Annotated in this window: 16 protein-coding genes; 9 read left to right on the top strand and 7 right to left on the bottom strand. The window is 60.8% G+C overall.

The window, feature by feature from the left end:
- The 9 genes from mnmG to WA157_RS10340 form a co-directional block, all read left to right on the top strand.
- Window positions 1–1,957: tRNA uridine-5-carboxymethylaminomethyl(34) synthesis enzyme MnmG (gene mnmG, locus WA157_RS10380; RefSeq protein WP_422620877.1), on the top strand; the 1,957-nt coding region annotated here is incomplete at its 5' end.
- A complete protein-coding gene (gene rsmG / locus WA157_RS10375) occupies window positions 1,957–2,631 on the top strand; it encodes a 16S rRNA (guanine(527)-N(7))-methyltransferase RsmG (protein WP_422620876.1) in 675 nt (224 codons plus the stop codon). The genes mnmG and rsmG, both read left to right, overlap by 1 nt.
- 254 nt (window positions 2,632–2,885) lie before the next feature.
- Window positions 2,886–3,671 (top strand): ParA family protein, encoded by a 786-nt coding sequence (locus WA157_RS10370; protein ID WP_011462386.1) that lies wholly within the window; start codon window positions 2,886–2,888, stop codon window positions 3,669–3,671.
- A gap of 75 nt (window positions 3,672–3,746) precedes the next feature.
- Window positions 3,747–4,382 (top strand): RBBP9/YdeN family alpha/beta hydrolase, encoded by a 636-nt coding sequence (locus tag WA157_RS10365; protein ID WP_422620875.1) that lies wholly within the window; start codon window positions 3,747–3,749, stop codon window positions 4,380–4,382.
- Window positions 4,383–4,399: 17 nt separating this feature from the next.
- Entirely contained in the window at window positions 4,400–5,341 is a 942-nt protein-coding gene (locus WA157_RS10360) for a ParB/RepB/Spo0J family partition protein (RefSeq protein ID WP_422620874.1), read from the top strand.
- Window positions 5,342–5,426: 85 nt separating this feature from the next.
- Window positions 5,427–6,170: a class I SAM-dependent methyltransferase gene (locus WA157_RS10355; protein WP_422620873.1), complete on the top strand. Its 744-nt coding sequence runs from the start codon at window positions 5,427–5,429 to the stop codon at window positions 6,168–6,170.
- A 104-nt stretch (window positions 6,171–6,274) separates the two neighbouring features.
- Window positions 6,275–7,021 carry an HD-GYP domain-containing protein gene (locus WA157_RS10350; protein ID WP_422620872.1) on the top strand — a complete coding sequence of 249 codons (747 nt, stop codon included), beginning with the start codon at window positions 6,275–6,277 and terminating at the stop codon, window positions 7,019–7,021.
- Between the two features lie 205 nt (window positions 7,022–7,226).
- Entirely contained in the window at window positions 7,227–8,438 is a 1,212-nt protein-coding gene (locus tag WA157_RS10345) for a DUF4382 domain-containing protein (protein ID WP_422620871.1), read from the top strand.
- Window positions 8,439–8,456: 18 nt separating this feature from the next.
- Window positions 8,457–8,960 (top strand): hypothetical protein, encoded by a 504-nt coding sequence (locus WA157_RS10340; protein ID WP_422620870.1) that lies wholly within the window; start codon window positions 8,457–8,459, stop codon window positions 8,958–8,960.
- Window positions 8,961–9,073: 113 nt separating this feature from the next.
- Here the strand turns inward: WA157_RS10340 and WA157_RS10335 are convergent, their stop codons facing one another.
- The 7 genes from WA157_RS10335 to WA157_RS10305 form a co-directional block, all read right to left on the bottom strand.
- A complete protein-coding gene (locus WA157_RS10335) occupies window positions 9,074–9,511 on the bottom strand; it encodes a tetratricopeptide repeat protein (RefSeq protein WP_422620869.1) in 438 nt (145 codons plus the stop codon).
- A gap of 80 nt (window positions 9,512–9,591) precedes the next feature.
- Entirely contained in the window at window positions 9,592–11,109 is a 1,518-nt protein-coding gene (locus tag WA157_RS10330; RefSeq protein WP_422620868.1) for a multiheme c-type cytochrome, read from the bottom strand.
- Between the two features lie 129 nt (window positions 11,110–11,238).
- Window positions 11,239–11,937 (bottom strand): Crp/Fnr family transcriptional regulator, encoded by a 699-nt coding sequence (locus WA157_RS10325; protein WP_422620867.1) that lies wholly within the window; start codon window positions 11,935–11,937, stop codon window positions 11,239–11,241.
- 46 nt (window positions 11,938–11,983) lie between these two features.
- Window positions 11,984–12,406 carry a hotdog fold thioesterase gene (locus WA157_RS10320; RefSeq protein WP_422620866.1) on the bottom strand — a complete coding sequence of 141 codons (423 nt, stop codon included), beginning with the start codon at window positions 12,404–12,406 and terminating at the stop codon, window positions 11,984–11,986.
- Between the two features lie 103 nt (window positions 12,407–12,509).
- Window positions 12,510–12,845 carry a hypothetical protein gene (locus WA157_RS10315; protein WP_422620865.1) on the bottom strand — a complete coding sequence of 112 codons (336 nt, stop codon included), beginning with the start codon at window positions 12,843–12,845 and terminating at the stop codon, window positions 12,510–12,512.
- Window positions 12,846–12,904: 59 nt separating this feature from the next.
- Window positions 12,905–13,900, bottom strand: coding sequence for an IS1595 family transposase (locus WA157_RS10310; RefSeq protein WP_422620864.1), 996 nt, complete (start codon window positions 13,898–13,900; stop codon window positions 12,905–12,907).
- Between the two features lie 25 nt (window positions 13,901–13,925).
- On the bottom strand, window positions 13,926–15,332 hold the full coding sequence (locus WA157_RS10305; RefSeq protein WP_422620863.1) for an acyl-CoA dehydrogenase family protein: 1,407 nt from the start codon (window positions 15,330–15,332) through the stop codon (window positions 13,926–13,928).
- Window positions 15,333–15,525 lie beyond the last annotated feature (193 nt).

Raw genomic sequence — 15,525 nt, 5'->3', positions numbered from 1 at the left:
GGGCTGCAAGACGCTGCTGCTGAGTCACAACATTGAGACGCTGGGGCAGATGAGTTGCAACCCCTCCATCGGGGGCATTGGCAAAGGTCATCTGGTCAAGGAGGTAGACGCTTTGGGGGGTGCCATGGCGGCCGCCACCGATGAAGGCGGGATCCAGTTTCGCATTCTCAACTCCAGCAAGGGACCGGCCGTGCGCGCCACCCGTGCGCAGGCGGACCGGCTGCTGTACAAAGCGGCCATCCGCCGCCGGCTCGAAAACCAACCCGACCTCTGGCTGTTCCAGCAGGCGGTGGATGACCTGATGGTGGAGGGCGACCGGGTGGTGGGGGCGGTGACGCAGGCCGGTATCAAGTTTCGCGCCAAAACTGTGGTGTTGACGGCCGGCACGTTTCTGGACGGCAAGATCCATGTGGGCTTGAACAACTACGCCGCCGGCCGGGCCGGCGACCCGCCCGCAGTGCGTCTGTCGGCCCGCCTGAAGGAGTTGAAGCTGCCGCAAGGGCGCTTGAAAACCGGAACGCCGCCGCGCCTGGATGGCCGCTCGATTGACTTCAGCCAATGTGGCGAGCAACCGGGTGACGGCATGCCGGGGGGCATGAGCCCGGTGATGCCGGTGTTCAGTTTCATGGGTCGGGCCGAACAACACCCGCCCCAGATGTCGTGCTGGACCACCCACACCAACGAGCGCACGCACGAGATCATTCGCAGTGGTTTTGACCGCAGCCCCATGTTCACCGGCAAGATCGAGGGCGTGGGGCCGCGCTATTGCCCGAGTGTGGAAGACAAAATCAATCGCTTTGCCGACAAGGACAGCCACCAGATCTTTCTGGAGCCCGAAGGCCTGACGACGAACGAGTATTACCCCAACGGCATCTCGACAAGTTTGCCGTTTGACATTCAGTACGCCCTGGTGCGCTCCATGGTTGGCCTGGAAAACGCCCACATCCTGCGTCCCGGTTACGCCATTGAATATGACTACTTTGACCCGCAGCAACTCAAGAGCAGCTTCGAGACCAAGGTCATTGGCGGCCTGTTCTTTGCCGGCCAGATCAATGGCACCACGGGTTATGAAGAGGCCGCGGCGCAAGGCCTGTTTGCCGGTGTCAATGCGGCGCTGCAGGCCGGCGCCCGGACCAACTGGCAGCAAGAGACCTGGGTGCCGGGGCGCGACGAGGCCTATCTGGGGGTGCTGGTGGATGACCTGATCACCAAGGGTGTGACCGAGCCTTACCGCATGTTCACCAGTCGAGCCGAGTTCCGCTTGCAGCTGCGTGAAGACAATGCCGATATGCGTTTGACCGAGACTGGGCGCCGGCTGGGTCTGGTCGATGACTCGCGCTGGGAGGCTTTCAGTCGCAAGCGCGAGGCTGTTTCACGTGAAACAGAGCGCCTGCGCTCGCTCTGGGTCAGCCCCAAGAATCTGACGGCGTCCGAGTCGGAGCGGGTGCTCGGCAAGTCGATTGAGCACGAATACAGTCTGGCGGATTTGTTGCGGCGCCCGGATGTGAATTACGCCAACCTGATGTCGCTGGAGGGTGGCAAATATGCCAGCGCAGAATTGAATGTTTCTGTTTCACGTGAAACACCGGCCGTGCCATTGCCGGAGGCTGTGTTTGCTGCCGTCGTGATTGAGCAGGTGGAGATTGTGGCCAAGTACGCGGGCTACATTGATCGGCAAATAGAAGAGGTCGGGCGAGCTGCGCACTACGAAAATCTCAAATTGCCGCAGGAACTGGATTATTTACAGGTATCGGCTTTGAGTTTTGAGGCCCGGCAGAAGTTGTCCAAACATCGGCCGGAAACCCTGGGCCAGGCCTCGCGCCTGTCGGGCATCACCCCGGCCGCCATTTCCCTCTTGCTGGTGCATCTGAAGAAAAGCGGTTTCAAAGGCTTTTCGGCCGCAGGCAAAGTGGCTGCGGTCAGTGAGTTGGGAGATGTCCAGCAGGGGGTCATCTGATGCGCGAGTTGGAACAGGCTTTGCGAGGAGGCTTGGCGGACCTTGCACTGGTGCTGGAAGACAGGCAAATTGCCCTGCTACTCGACTACTTGGCCCTGATTCAAAAATGGACCCAGGTCTATAACTTGACGGCGGTCCGTGATCCGGCTGAGATGTTGACGCACCACTTGCTGGACAGTCTGGCGGTGATCCAGCCCCTGCGCAGGCAGCTGGCCGGGCTGCATGACCAGGCGCCGGACACGGATACCGTCAACGTGCGGCTGCTGGATGTTGGCTCCGGCGCCGGCTTGCCAGGGGTCGTGATCGCGATTTGTTGCCCCGAGCTCACTGTTGACTGTGTTGATACCGTGACCAAAAAAGTGGCGTTTATTCGGCAGGTGGCGGCGACCTTGAAGCTGGCCAATCTGCACGGCCTGCATGCGCGGGTGGAAAGCTTGAGCGACACGTACCGCGTCATCTGTTCGCGCGCCTTTGCCTCGCTGGCGGATTTCACCCGGCTGTCCTCGGCCGCGCTGGCGCCGCAGGGGCTCTGGCTGGCCATGAAGGCCAAGGATCCAGCGGAAGAAGTGGCGGCGCTGCCTGCAACTGTTGACGTGTTCCACGTGGAACAACTGGTGGTGCCCGGGCTGGGTGCTGATCGGTGCATTGTCTGGATGCGTCAATCGGCGGTTTGAGGGCGTGTCGCAGGAACTTTTTGGCGGCAGAAAAAGTATTCTGCCAACAAGCTAACGTAAACTCGGACCTTTCCAACCAGAGAGCTCCTATGTCTGAGATGGCTGATTGCGGCGTCTGTACGGGCGCCATCGTCGTCTTGTTGCGGCGTCCCGGCGGAAGCCATCTGGATTGAAGCCCCGCTGTTTCACGTGAAACACCTCAAGTGCCACTGCAATAATGTCCACCAACCCACTCCAACTTCAGCACGCACGCCATGGCTAAAATTTTCTGTGTTGCCAATCAAAAAGGTGGCGTCGGCAAGACCACCACGACGGTCAATCTGGCCGCCGGTCTGGCCAAGGTGGGGCAGCGTGTGTTGATGGTGGACCTGGACCCGCAGGGCAATGCCACCATGGGCTCCGGCGTTGACAAGCGCCAGCTCGAACTCACGATCTATGACGTCTTGCTCGAAGCGGCTTCGGTGGCAGAGGCCCGGGTCAAAAGCGACCGCCTGATCGAGGCCGGCTGTGGTTACGATATTCTGGGCGCCAACCGTGAGCTGACGGGTGCCGAGGTCGAGATGGTGGCCATGGAGCGACGCGAGCGGCGACTGAAAGAAGCTCTGACCGAGGTGGAGAAAGATTACGATTTCATCCTGATCGATTGCCCGCCCAGTTTGTCGATGCTGACGCTCAACGGCCTGTGCTGCGCCCACGGTGTGATCGTGCCGATGCAGTGTGAGTACTTCGCGTTGGAGGGTTTAACGGACCTGGTCAACACCATCAAGCAGGTGCACGCCAACCTGAACAAAGACCTGGCCATCATCGGCTTGTTGCGTGTCATGTTTGACCCGCGCATCACGCTGCAGCAGCAAGTCAGCGAGCAGCTGAAGGCGCATTTTGCCGACAAGGTGTTCAACACCGTGATTCCCCGCAATGTACGGCTGGCAGAAGCGCCCAGCTACGGTGTGCCAGGCGTTGTGTTTGACCCCTTGGCCAAGGGTGCGCAGGCGTATGTTGCGTTTGCCCAGGAGATGGTGGCGCGCATTGAAACCCTGTAATCGCCGTTTTTTATATGTCAAATTGGCCTCTAGCCCCCGTCATCATTGCATAGATAGCTATTTAAATAGTAGCAAATGATGACCCATGACCTGCCGACCCCGCAAGTTTTGCTGCTCCCCGGCTGGCAGGATGCGGGCCCCGCACACTGGCTGAGCCGGTGGCAGGCGGCGCACGGCTACCGGCGCGTGGAACAGCACGACTGGTTGCGCCCGCTGCGCGGTGACTGGCTGATGCAGCTTGAAGAAGCGGTGCTGCAGTCAAAGGCGGCGCCAGCGCCTGGTTTGACGCTGGTCGCTCACGGCCTGGGCTGCCTGCTGGTGGCGGCGTGGGCCACGCACTCGCGCCACACTCACCGGGTAAAAGCGGCGCTGCTGGTGGCGCCGACCGATGTCGAGCGCGAGGCCTTGCGGGCGCTGCTGGCGAGTTGGTCTCCGATCCCCTGGCAGCCGCTGCCGTTCAGCAGCATGCTGCTTGGCAGCCGTGACGATCCTGGTTGCAGTTTCGAGCGCGCGCAGGCGTTCGCTCACGCCTGGGGGGCTGAGTTCATCGACGGCGGTCCGCACGGGCAGATCAACGCCGAGTCGGGTCTGGGCGATTGGCCGCAAGGGCATGCGCTGTTGCAGTTGGTTGAGGGCAGAACGCAAGGCCTGTCCCAGGAGAAATCAGGCGAGTCAAGTGCCGGGCTGACGGTCTGCGCCGCCCACTATTAAAAAGGAAAGAGAACACCATGGTTACCAAGAAACCCAAAGGCCTGGGCCGCGGACTCGATGCCCTGCTGGGACCCAAAGTGGCTGAGTCGGCTGCGCTGGACGGCTCGGGTCCCGGCGCTGGCAATGCCGGTTTGCCGACCACCTTGCTGCTTATTGACCTGGTGCCGGGTCAGTACCAACCCCGCACCCGCATGGACGAGGGGGCCCTGTACGAGCTGGCCGAATCGATCAAGGCGCAGGGCATCATGCAGCCGATTCTGGTGCGCCAACTCCTGGACGGTGTCAGCCAGGGCAAGTACGAGATCATTGCCGGTGAGCGCCGCTTTCGCGCCGCCAAACTGGCGGGGCTCGACAGCGTGCCGGTGCTGGTGCGTGACGTGGCCAATGAAGACGCCGCTGCCATGGCGTTGATTGAGAACATTCAGCGCGAAGACCTGAACCCGCTGGAAGAAGCGCAGGGTCTGCAGCGGCTGGTGAAGGAGTTTGGCCACACGCATGAGCAGGCGGCGCAGGCCGTAGGGCGCTCGCGCAGCGCCGCCAGCAACCTGTTGCGCCTCCTGAACCTGGCCGATCCGGTGCAAACCATGCTGATGGCGGGCGACCTTGACATGGGCCACGCGCGGGCGTTGCTGGTGCTGGACCGGGCGACCCAGATCACGGCGGCGACCCAGATCAGCGCGCGCAGCCTGTCGGTGCGCGAGGCCGAGCGCCTGGCCAAAAAGTTGAGTGCTGATTTCTCGCTGACCTCGGTCAGGCCGAAACCGGAAAAGTCGCGCGACATGAAGCGGGTCGAAGAGGAGTTGTCCGACCTGCTCACCGCCGCCGTTGAAGTGCGGGTGAAAAAGCGCGTCAAGCGGGCCGGGCGGCTGGAGGAAATGGGCGAGTTGAGCATCCAGTTCGGCTCACTCGACGAGCTTAACGGCTTGATCGACAAACTCAGGCGCGCGGCAACGCGCTAACGCCAGCATCCGGTTCGCAGCTCGTCTGCGCACCGGCGTGCTTTGAGCGCCATCGGTCTACCCGCCCACTGTCCATCGTCCTCACATGCTGGTCCACCTGCGTTGGCCGCTGCCGGCCCTGCTGACTTGGGGCGCGGCCTGGGCCTCATTTTTGGGGCTGCAGCAGCTGGGGCTATCGGCCTGGGTGGCGCTGGCCGTTGCCGCCGCGGTGGGCGTGGCGCTCAGTGGCTGGGCCGCGAGCTGGTGGCGCCGCGCCATCATCGGCCTGGGCTTTCCCGTCTCGTTGGCGCTCTCGGGGTCGGCGAGCCTGCCCGCCTGGGCCTGGCTGCTGCCGCTGGTGTTGCTGCTGCTGATTTATCCCCTGAATGCCTGGCGCGACGCGCCGCTGTTTCCGACCCCTCAGCACGCCCTGCGCGACTTGGCCGGGCAAGCGCCCTTGCCTGCGGGCGCCCTGGTGCTCGATGCCGGTTGTGGCCTGGGTGCCGGCCTGCGCGCCTTGCGCGAGGCCTATCCGGCGGCGCAGCTGCGTGGACTGGAATGGAGCTGGCCCTTGCGTGCCTTGTGTGCCCTGCGTTGCCCGTGGGCACGCGTGCGTCAGGGCGATATCTGGCGCGCCGACTGGGCGCCTTATGCCTTGGTCTATTTGTTTCAGCGCCCGGAAAGCATGGCGCGCGCGGTGGCCAAGGCGCGCGCGCAACTCAAGCCCGGCGCCTGGTTGGTGAGCCTCGAATTCGAGGCGTCTGAGCTCGTGCCGCAGGCCGTCTTGTCTGCCCCGGATGGCCGCCCGGTCTGGCTGTACCGCACGCCGTTGCAGGCGCGCCAGCCCTAGAGGCGCTGGTGGCCGATGCTGAATTCACCGCGACAGGCCGGTCGTCGCCTAAACTGGCGCCGTAAAGAACTCTTGCCGTCAAGTTTGAAAAGGTGAACCCTGCCATGACCCGACCCGACCCCAGCCCGCCGCCCGGCGCTGATCCCATGTATGCCGCCATGGCGGTAGCGGCTTTCGCTGTCGTCACACTGGCCGGAACGCGCAGCTCGGACACCGGCCAGCACATTTTGCGGGTGCAACAGTATGTCCAGGCACTGGTGCAGCGTCTGAAGAAACATCCGCGCTTTGCTGCGGCTTTGACCGAGTCCTATTGCCGGGTTCTGTTTCAGTCGGCGCTGTTGCACGATATGGGCACGATTGGCATTCCAGACCGGATTCTGCTCAAACCCGGCGCCTTGACACCCGCTGAGTACGAGATCATCAAATCCCACACCACGCTGGCGCGCGACGCGATCGAACAGGCCGAGTTGACCCTGGGCTACCAGGCGCCCCTGCTTCAGACGGTCAAGGAACTGGCTTATTCCCACCATGAAAAATGGGACGGCAGCGGCTATCCACAGGGTTTGTCGGGGGAGGAAATCCCGCTCTCGGCGCGCCTCATGGCGATTGCCGATGTCTACGATGCCTTGATCTCGGAGCGCGTGTACCGGGCCGGTCTGCCCCATGACCAGGCGGTGGGCATTATCTTTCAGGGCCGCGCCAGCCATTTCGACCCCGACATGGTGGATGTCTTCATCGAAATTCAGGATGAATTCCGGGCCATCGCGCTGCGCTTTGCCGATACCGGGCAGGACATGCAAAGGAAGATGGCTTATATGGCCAATGCCATTGCGGAAGAAGTCCAGTTGTAATTCGCCCTGCTGGCGCCCATGCGTGGCCAGCTTGCTCAGTCCCTCAGAGAACCGCAACACCCCACCACCGGGCTTGGCGCGGCGGTCGGTGCGCCAGCGAACAGACGCTAGGCAGTGTGCCCAGCATGATTGGTATTAGGTGTTGCGCCGAATCAGAGTCAGCGCCATTCCTTGTACTGACATCTATTTCTTAAAGAGGCATTCCATGAAATTATCCCGAAATTCGAAGCTGGCCCTGGGTGGTGTTTTGGTGGCGGGCCTCGCGGCCTGCGGTGGTGGTGGCGGCAGCGCCGGCACCGACAGCACCGGCACCTTGCGCCTGGCGCTGACCGACGCTCCGGCTTGCGGCTATGACGCCGTCAACGTGACCATCCAGAAAGTCCGCGTCCACCAAAGCGACAGCGCCAATCCTGACGATCCCAACGGCTGGTCCGAGATCGTGCTGAACCCCGCCCTGCGCGTGGATTTGCTCAAGCTGCAAAACGGCGATCTGGCAGAACTCGGTGAAGTCACACTGCCCACCGGCAGCTACAACCAGATGCGGCTCGTTCTGGCCGAAAATTCCACCAATCCCACGGTTGCGCTGGCCAATTCCGTCGTCCTCACCAGCGACCTGACCAAGACCGATGTCGCGCTCAAGACGCCAAGCGGCCAGCAGTCCGGCGTCAAGGCCAAGCAGTTCAAAATCGATATCGCCGCCAACCAACTGGCCAATTTCGTGATCGACTTTGACGCCTGCAAATCCGTTGTGATCGCCGGCAACTCGGGCCAATACCTGCTCAAGCCGCAGCTCAGCGTGCTTCCCCGTTATGTCTCCGGCGTCACCGGCTTCGTGGACGCAGCGACTTTGGCCAATGGCAACACCAGCCTGTCATTGCAGCAGGGCGGCGTGGTCATCAAGGCCACGGCACCCGACAACTTCGGCAAGTTCATGCTGCAGCCGGTCGCCCCTGGCAACTACACCCTGGTCTTGACGGCGCCCGGGCGCACCACGGCCGTCGTCACCAACGTGGCCGTGGTTGCGGACACCGTGACTGCCGTTAACGCCTCCGGCACCGCCCTGAACCCGGCGATTTCCGCTAGCGCGACCGTGACCGGCACCGCCCCGGTGGATACCCTGGTGCGCGTGCTGCAGCCGCTGCCGTCGACACTCACGGGTGGGGCCGTCACGACGGTAGAGGTGGCGGGCCGCTTCGTTGACGGCGACACGGGTCTCTACACCCACCCGGTGGTGGTTAACGCGCCACTGGTGGCGCCTTATGTGGCGGCGCCGGGCGCACTGGTGTTCACTGCCGACCTCGCTGCGGCCGGCAAGTACGCACTCAGCGCCAGCTTGACGGGCTTTGCGGACAAGACGACGGTACTCCCGACTTTGGCCTCAGGTGCTACAGTCACGACCAACTTCACGTTCCCTTAATTCATCAAAAGGTTCATTGTGAAAATCACTGAAATCAGAACGGGCCGTGCCCTGGCCTTCCTGCTCGCGGGTCTGCTGGTCACGGCTGGGGCCATGGCCGCCAAACCGGACTGGGTGGGCGGTGACAAGCCCGGCAAGTCTGGCAAGCCCCAGCAGACCCAGAAGCAAGAACGCCAGGACAGCCCATCGCCGGGCAAGCCGGACCGGGCTGCCGGGCATTTTGGCGATGACCAGCGCGCGGTGATACGCAATTACTACAGCGAGCAATACCGCGTGGGTCGCTGCCCGCCGGGCCTGGCCAAGAAAAACAATGGCTGCATGCCGCCGGGGCAGGCCCGAAAGTGGGCACTTGGCCAGCCTTTGCCGCGTGATGTGGTGGTCTACAGCTTGCCGCCAGCCATCGTCGTCCAACTGGGCGTGGCACCGGCCGGACACCGCTATGTGCGCGTCGCCTCCGACATCCTGCTGATTGCCATCGGGACCGGACTGGTCGTGGACGCCATTCAAGACCTGGGCCGGTAGTCGCGCTCTTTCCTTTCTGGACCAGGCCTGGCGGTAGCGGCATTTGCCGCCATCACATGGGCCGGAGCAGGCCGAGCTGGCTTCGGACGACTACGCGCCACTGTTGCAAACGGTCAAGGCGCGCCCAGCTTCGCCAGCACCGGGGCCAATTTTTCCTGGTTGCCGGGATCGATGCGAATGGCCTCGTCCAAAGCGGCCAGTGATAAGTCATTTTGACCGGCGTGAAGATACGCGAATCCCAGGCCCAGCCAGGCTCTGGCATTGTTTGCATCGAGCCCGATTGCTCGCTGGTAGGTCTCGATGCAGGCCTTGAATTCCTGGCGGGAAAGCTGCAAACCAGCCAACTTCATATGAGCGTCGACCGAGCGGGGCTCCGCTTTGACTGCGTGTTCAAAGGTCTTCTGCGCCAGTTCAAGTTGCCCCGCAGCCCATTGTTGATCGCCTAGCGCGATCAGGGTATTTGGCGCAGCCCCTTGCGCTGACCAAATCACAAACCCGGTGATCAGTGCGGCACAGCCGAGCAGCGTACGCTGCCGAATTGTTGAATACATGGTTCCCCCATCCTTTGTGGCCAGACAGAAAACGGCCCCTCTTGTGCAGAAGAGCCGTTCAGCGACCCGTTGTGACAGTCTTATTTCAAGGCGCCTTTGCCATAGCGCTCGTCATAGCCCTTGCGCACTTTTTCAATCGCATCCTTGCCCATGCCGTTGAAGAACCAGTCATGGCCGGCAATCGGTTTGAAATGCTTGTCCAGCAGTGCATTGGCGAAATCTTCGTTGCCGTCTTTCTGGCGAACCACCTCTTTCAGTTCCGGAATCCACTTGAAATAGGTGTGTTGACTGACTTCGTAAATGCCATGCCACCAGGTGTAGTCCGGCCCGTTCATGGCAGCACCGTGACGGGCGCGGCGGCCTTCGTGATGCCAGATCTCGAACCAGGTCCACTTGATTTTTGCGTCCATGGGTTGGTGCGTCAGGTAGCCCTTGTCTTCGAGCTCTTTCATGACGGCAGCAATCGGCTTGGCATATTTGTCGTTGTAAAGCTCGACCAGGTCATCAAACTGCTTGTATTGGCCTTCCACCGTATTGGCGCTGTGGCAGGCGACGCAGACATCCTTCATCTTGTCCCGGCGCTGCGTCCAGGTCAGAACTTGGGTCACCTTGGCGCCTTTGACTTCGTCACCGACCTTGGGCAAGGGCTGGCCCTCAGGTTGATCGAATTCATCGCCGGTGCTCAGGCGAATCATGTTGAGTTTGGTGGAGATGGCAGGACGCAGGGTCCAGGAAATACGCTCACCCACGTCGTGCGTGACCTTCTGCTCGCGGGTGGCACTCATGTGGCAGGTGGCACAAGTCGGCGCTGCTGTGTAGTCAACGCCCACCACCCATTTCTTGGAATCCAGGTTCATTTCCTTGATCTTGGCGCGGTAGAGAATGCCATGTTTGGACTCGTTATAGATTTCGAGTTGCGGATGATCCGGCCCCAAATGACATTTGCCACAGGTGTCGGGGGTGCGCGCCTGCGCCGACGAGAAACTATGGCGGGCGTGGCAGGCCGAACAAGATCCCAATGAGCCGTCCGGATTGATGCGGCCAATGCCGGTATTGGGCCAGGTTTGCGGCGTCGGACGCCCCTTGTCGTCGAGGACCACGGTGCTGCCATGACATTGCAGACAGCCGGCATTGACGGCGGCCGGTCCACCAATCACCTCGCCCAGCAGATTGTCCAGCGAGGCCAGAATATTGCCAGCCTTGGCGTGGTGCGAACGCTGCTGCTGCGCCACCTCGGCGGCATGGCAATTGGCGCAGGTGTTGGGGGTGACGATCACCTGAATAGAGGCGCCATGGTGCGCGAAGGCGGCTTTCTCGCCTTGCTTGGCCTTGTGGCAGTCGTAACAGTCCACATTCTTGGCGGCATGGGTACTCTTCTTCCACTCGCCGTAGATGCCTGGATCGTCCTCGGCGCCGTGGCAACTGATGCATTTTTTCCCGATCGCCGCATCGGCTGGCGACTTTTTGATCATCTGATCGGCGCCGACTTTTTTGGCGGCCGTTTGATCAACCGCGAATGCCGGGACGGCAAGGGACAGCGACAGCAGACAGGCAATCGCCCATCCCATTGGGGCTGCAAATCGACCGATTCGACGCATGAAGTTCTCCTTGAATGAATGTGAAGAACTGTAAACCGGTCCGGTTTGTATTAACTTAATATGACTTAAGAATGGGCACGATCAGTTGACGCCGACCCATGAAGCGTTCACCCGGGGCGGCCAAGCGTGTCAATGCGACTCGAAATTGGCGAGTCGGTGCACGTCCAGAATCCGGATCTCGCGCTTGTCGATCTGAATCAGCCCTTGGGTTTCGAGCTCGTGCAGTACACGAGAAAAATATTCGGGAGTCAATGACAGGCGGGAGGCAATTGTTGCCTTGCTGGCGGGCAAATGAACGCTGACGCTGCCACTACCATGGCCAACTGCCGCCTCCACATCGCGCAGCAAGTAGCCAATCAGTCTTTGCATGCCACTTTGCAAGGCATAGCCTTCGACGTCATGAATCAAGCTGTGAAGGCGACGGGAAATGCCAGCCAGCATGTGCAGCGAGAAGCGCGGGTCCCGCTCCACTTCAGCCAGCACGGCGGCCTTGGCAACACTGACCAGCAAGGTGTCCGTCAGTGACTGCGCATTCACGATGTGGGGCTGCCCGAGAAACACCAGGGCCTCCGCAAAGCTTCGGCCCGGGCCGATGATTTCGATCACCTTCTCCTGGCCGGCAGGTGATGACACGTAAAGCTTGATCTGCCCGGAAACCACGACGTGGAATGCCTCACACGCTTCGCCGACCCGAAAAAACATCTCGCCGCGGGCCAGACGCACCAAGCGGCATCCTTGGGCGATACGTTCTCGCTCCAACTGGGACAGATCACTGAAGAGCGGCAGCGCCGACAACAGACGCTGTATGTCAAAAGGTTCTAGGTTCACGTGTTCAAGCGTTGATTCTGCCGAAGGTTGGCGACCTGTCGGACGTTTAACGCGGAGGCAGCACTGCCATCGTGATACGCGACACGCAGGTCAGCTCACCGGCGTCGTTTTGCATGTCGATCTGCCAGACCTGGGTGGTGCGGCCGATGTGCACCGGGCGGGCGGTGCCGGTGACCCAGCCGCTGGTGACGCCCTTGATGTGGTTGGCGTTGATGTCCAGCCCGACGGCGAGTTGACCGGCCGGGCTGGCGTAGGCGGCGCCACACGATCCCAGGGTTTCGGCCAGCACCACGCTCACGCCGCCGTGCAGCAAACCGTAGGGTTGCTGGGTGCGGTGGTCCACCGGCACGCGCGCGCGGATGAAGTCGTCGCCGACCTCCAGAAATTCCATCCCCAGGTGGTCAACCGCCGTGTTGACGCTGATCGCGGTGAGTTCAGCCACCGAGATCGGGCGTTTCCAGATAAGCATCAAGGCTCCAAATAGACAAAGGACCGTCACTATAAACAAAAACAGACGCCAACCCATGTCAAACGGGCGTCACCAGCTATATATTTTGTAGCAATGCGACACCTCAAGCGGGCATCTTGTACTGGTCCTGCATCTTGCTCACATGCTCGCTCCAGACCTTGGCGTAGCGCACGTCGTCGGTCACCGGTTTCCTGATCATCTTCAGGCACTGCGCCATCTGGCCTTCGGTGCTGCTGGGTTTGGAGTACATCTGCAGCGCGAACTTGGAGAAGTCGCGCACCATGAAGTCGAATATCTGATCGAGCAATTCGGGCTCAATCTTATAAATCCTGGCGTTTTCCAGGATCAACTGGCCATACACCACCAACGTGAACATCTCGCCCACGGTCAGCAGGAAGTCGATGTCTTTGGCCTGCGCTGGCGTGGGCGGCGCCAGCATCGCCATTTGTTTGAAGCGTGCTTATCCGGTTGTCACACCCGCCCACTAGATGTAGTGGGTCATGGTTTCTTTGCGTAAAGTTCGGCATAGGTGGGCGCAGTGACGTTGCCAGCAATACCAAGCAGGGAGCGGAAAGCGTTGAATGGGTAGAAGCGGCGATTGAAGCGGAACGTGAATTCGTTGAGATAGGCTTGCAGGTGCTGCGGGCTGACGCCGTGGTGAATGCCACGTAGCCATGTTTTGAGATTGGAGAACACGAGGTGAATGATGGGCAGGAAGGTCTCGGCAACTTGCATGTCACCACGTTCCGCGACGGCGGTATGAAGATACCCTCGCTTTCCAAGGGTCGCGTAAGCGCTCCAGTCGTCGGTGATGATGGTGGCGCCTGGCGTAACGACGCGCTCGATGAAGCCGCCCAACGATTTGGCACTTCGGTCTGGCACCACCGCGAGCCGAACACGTCCGGCGTATCGCCCAGTCCTGCGCTTGTTGAGGCTGCCACCGTGCTTGCGCTGTTTAACCTCGACCGCACCGGCGACGAGCGCCATGTCGTGAACGCCTCGGCCCTTGCCGCGAGTACGGCCGCCGACGTAGGTTTCATCGGCCTCGACGTGTTCTGCGGGGTTGCCACCAATCCGATCCTGGTCGGGACGTACCATGCCGGCCCGCAGTTTGTGAAGAATCTGGAAGGCCGTCTCGTAACGCGGCAGTTCGAGTTGCCGCTGAAACTGGACGGCCGACATGCCCGGCGTCTGGCTGGCGACCAAATAGGCTGCCCAGAACCACACGGAAAGCGGTGTATGGGTGCGTTCCATGACGGTTCCCGCAGTGAGGCTCGTGTCACAGCGACATTTCCGGCAACGCAGCACACCAGGGCGAGTGGAAACATACCGCGGATCGCCGGGTGCCCCGCAGTGCTGGCACACGAATCCATCGCTCCATCGGGCGCGCTCAAGGTAGGTCGCACAGGCCGCTTCGTCCGGGAACAGTCGCTGGAACTCCGGCAGCGAGCGCGGGAACGCCAGATCGTCTCGCTCAAGCACATCGATAACCATGACCATCCCCAGTTGGCACAGATGCTCAACATACTACCGGTAGTAGGTGGGTGTGACAACCGGATAAGCACGGTTTGAAGGTCTCAATCTGTGCCTTGAAAACGCTCAGGTTGGGAGAATCGACGCTGCCATAGGCGATGTGATAGTCGTGAAACTTGATCTTGCCCAAGCCCTTGGTCGGGCCCTGGTCAAACAGGAAGCTGTCGTTGCTGCCCTCATCGCGGCGCGGTACTTCTGGATACTCGGCTGGCGCGAAGAAGTAGTTGGCCATGAACTTGATGATGAGCGCCATGTTGACATGCACCGTGCCCTCTAACTTGGGCAAGCCCCGAATCTCGACGGCAGCCATCGCAAAATACATGTCTTTCTCGAAGCCCTTGGCGGCAATCACGTCCCACAGCAGGTTGATGACCTCTTCACCTTGCGTGGTGACTTTCATTTTTTGGATCGGGTTGAACAACAGGTAGCGCCGGTCCTCGTTGGAGGCTGCCTTCATGTAGTCAGCCGCGCGCAGTGCGAACAGTTTCATCGCCACCAGGCGCGCGTAGGCATCGGTAAAGAGCTGGCGCACATGCGGAAAATCCGTCACCGTCAGCTTGTACAGGTGCCGGTTGGCGGCGTGATCGAAAGCCTCATAAAAGGCGTGGGTGCAAATGCCGATGGAGGCCCAGCCAAGGTTGTATTTTCCGACGTTGACGGTGTTGAGCGCCGCGTTCCAGGCATCGTCACCGTGGTGCAGGATGTCTTCTTCAGTCAAGGGGTAGTCATGCAAACGGAACTCGGCGACGTAGTTCTGGCTGTAGACCACGTTTTTTACCAGCTCGTACTTGGGATCCTGCGAGTCGGCGACAAAGTAAATGTATTCCCCGGTATCGGCCATCTTGCCGAAGGTGGACACCATGCGCGCCTGGTTGGCGTTGCCAATGTAGTACTTGCCCCCCGACGCTAGGTACGTACCGTCTTCCAGCTTGGTGACGATCATGTCGGACGAGTAGATGTCGGCGCCATGCTCTTTCTCGGACAGGCCGAAGGCAAAAATGCCGCCTTCGTCAAGCAGGCGTTTCGCCTTCGCCTGCGCCATCTTGTTCTTGCTCATCCAGATGGGGCCGATGCCCAGCACCGAGACCTGGTAGGCGTACCAGTAGGGGAGTCCATAGAAGCCCAGAATCTCGGCAAAACCACACACGCGCCAGGTGTCCCAGACCGCGTGTTCACCTTCCTTGCCGTGCTCGGCGGGCGTCATCATGGAGGCAAAAATGCCCTCGTTCTTGCAGAAGTTGAGGAAGTCTTCGTACCAGACCGCGCCATGAAAATCCGCCTTGAGCTTGGTCAGGCCGGTTTTTTCGAAGAAGGCAACCGTTTTCTCCATGATCTCGCGTGAGCGTTGATCGGGATAGTTGCGAACCAGATGGCGTGGATTGAGCAGCAGCATGAGAAACACCTCGGGTGGGTAGAAAGGCCGCTGGCAACTATAGCGTCGACCTCGGCGACCCCGAGGTGGGAAGTTAGAGTGGCGAGACTTGTTCGGCGCGAGTTTGCGCTAAGTCAAACTCGCCGCAGGTGGTCACGGGAGAGGCTGTTTGTTTTGATCTAAATGAGATACACTCTCATTTAGATGCTTGCTT

Source organism: Rhodoferax ferrireducens (genome assembly GCF_049302455.1).
In the GTDB taxonomy this organism is placed as follows: Bacteria; Pseudomonadota; Gammaproteobacteria; order Burkholderiales; family Burkholderiaceae_C; genus Rhodoferax; species Rhodoferax ferrireducens_B.
Note: the sequence above shows the minus strand (reverse complement) of the source record. Positions and strands in the feature narration are given on the sequence as shown.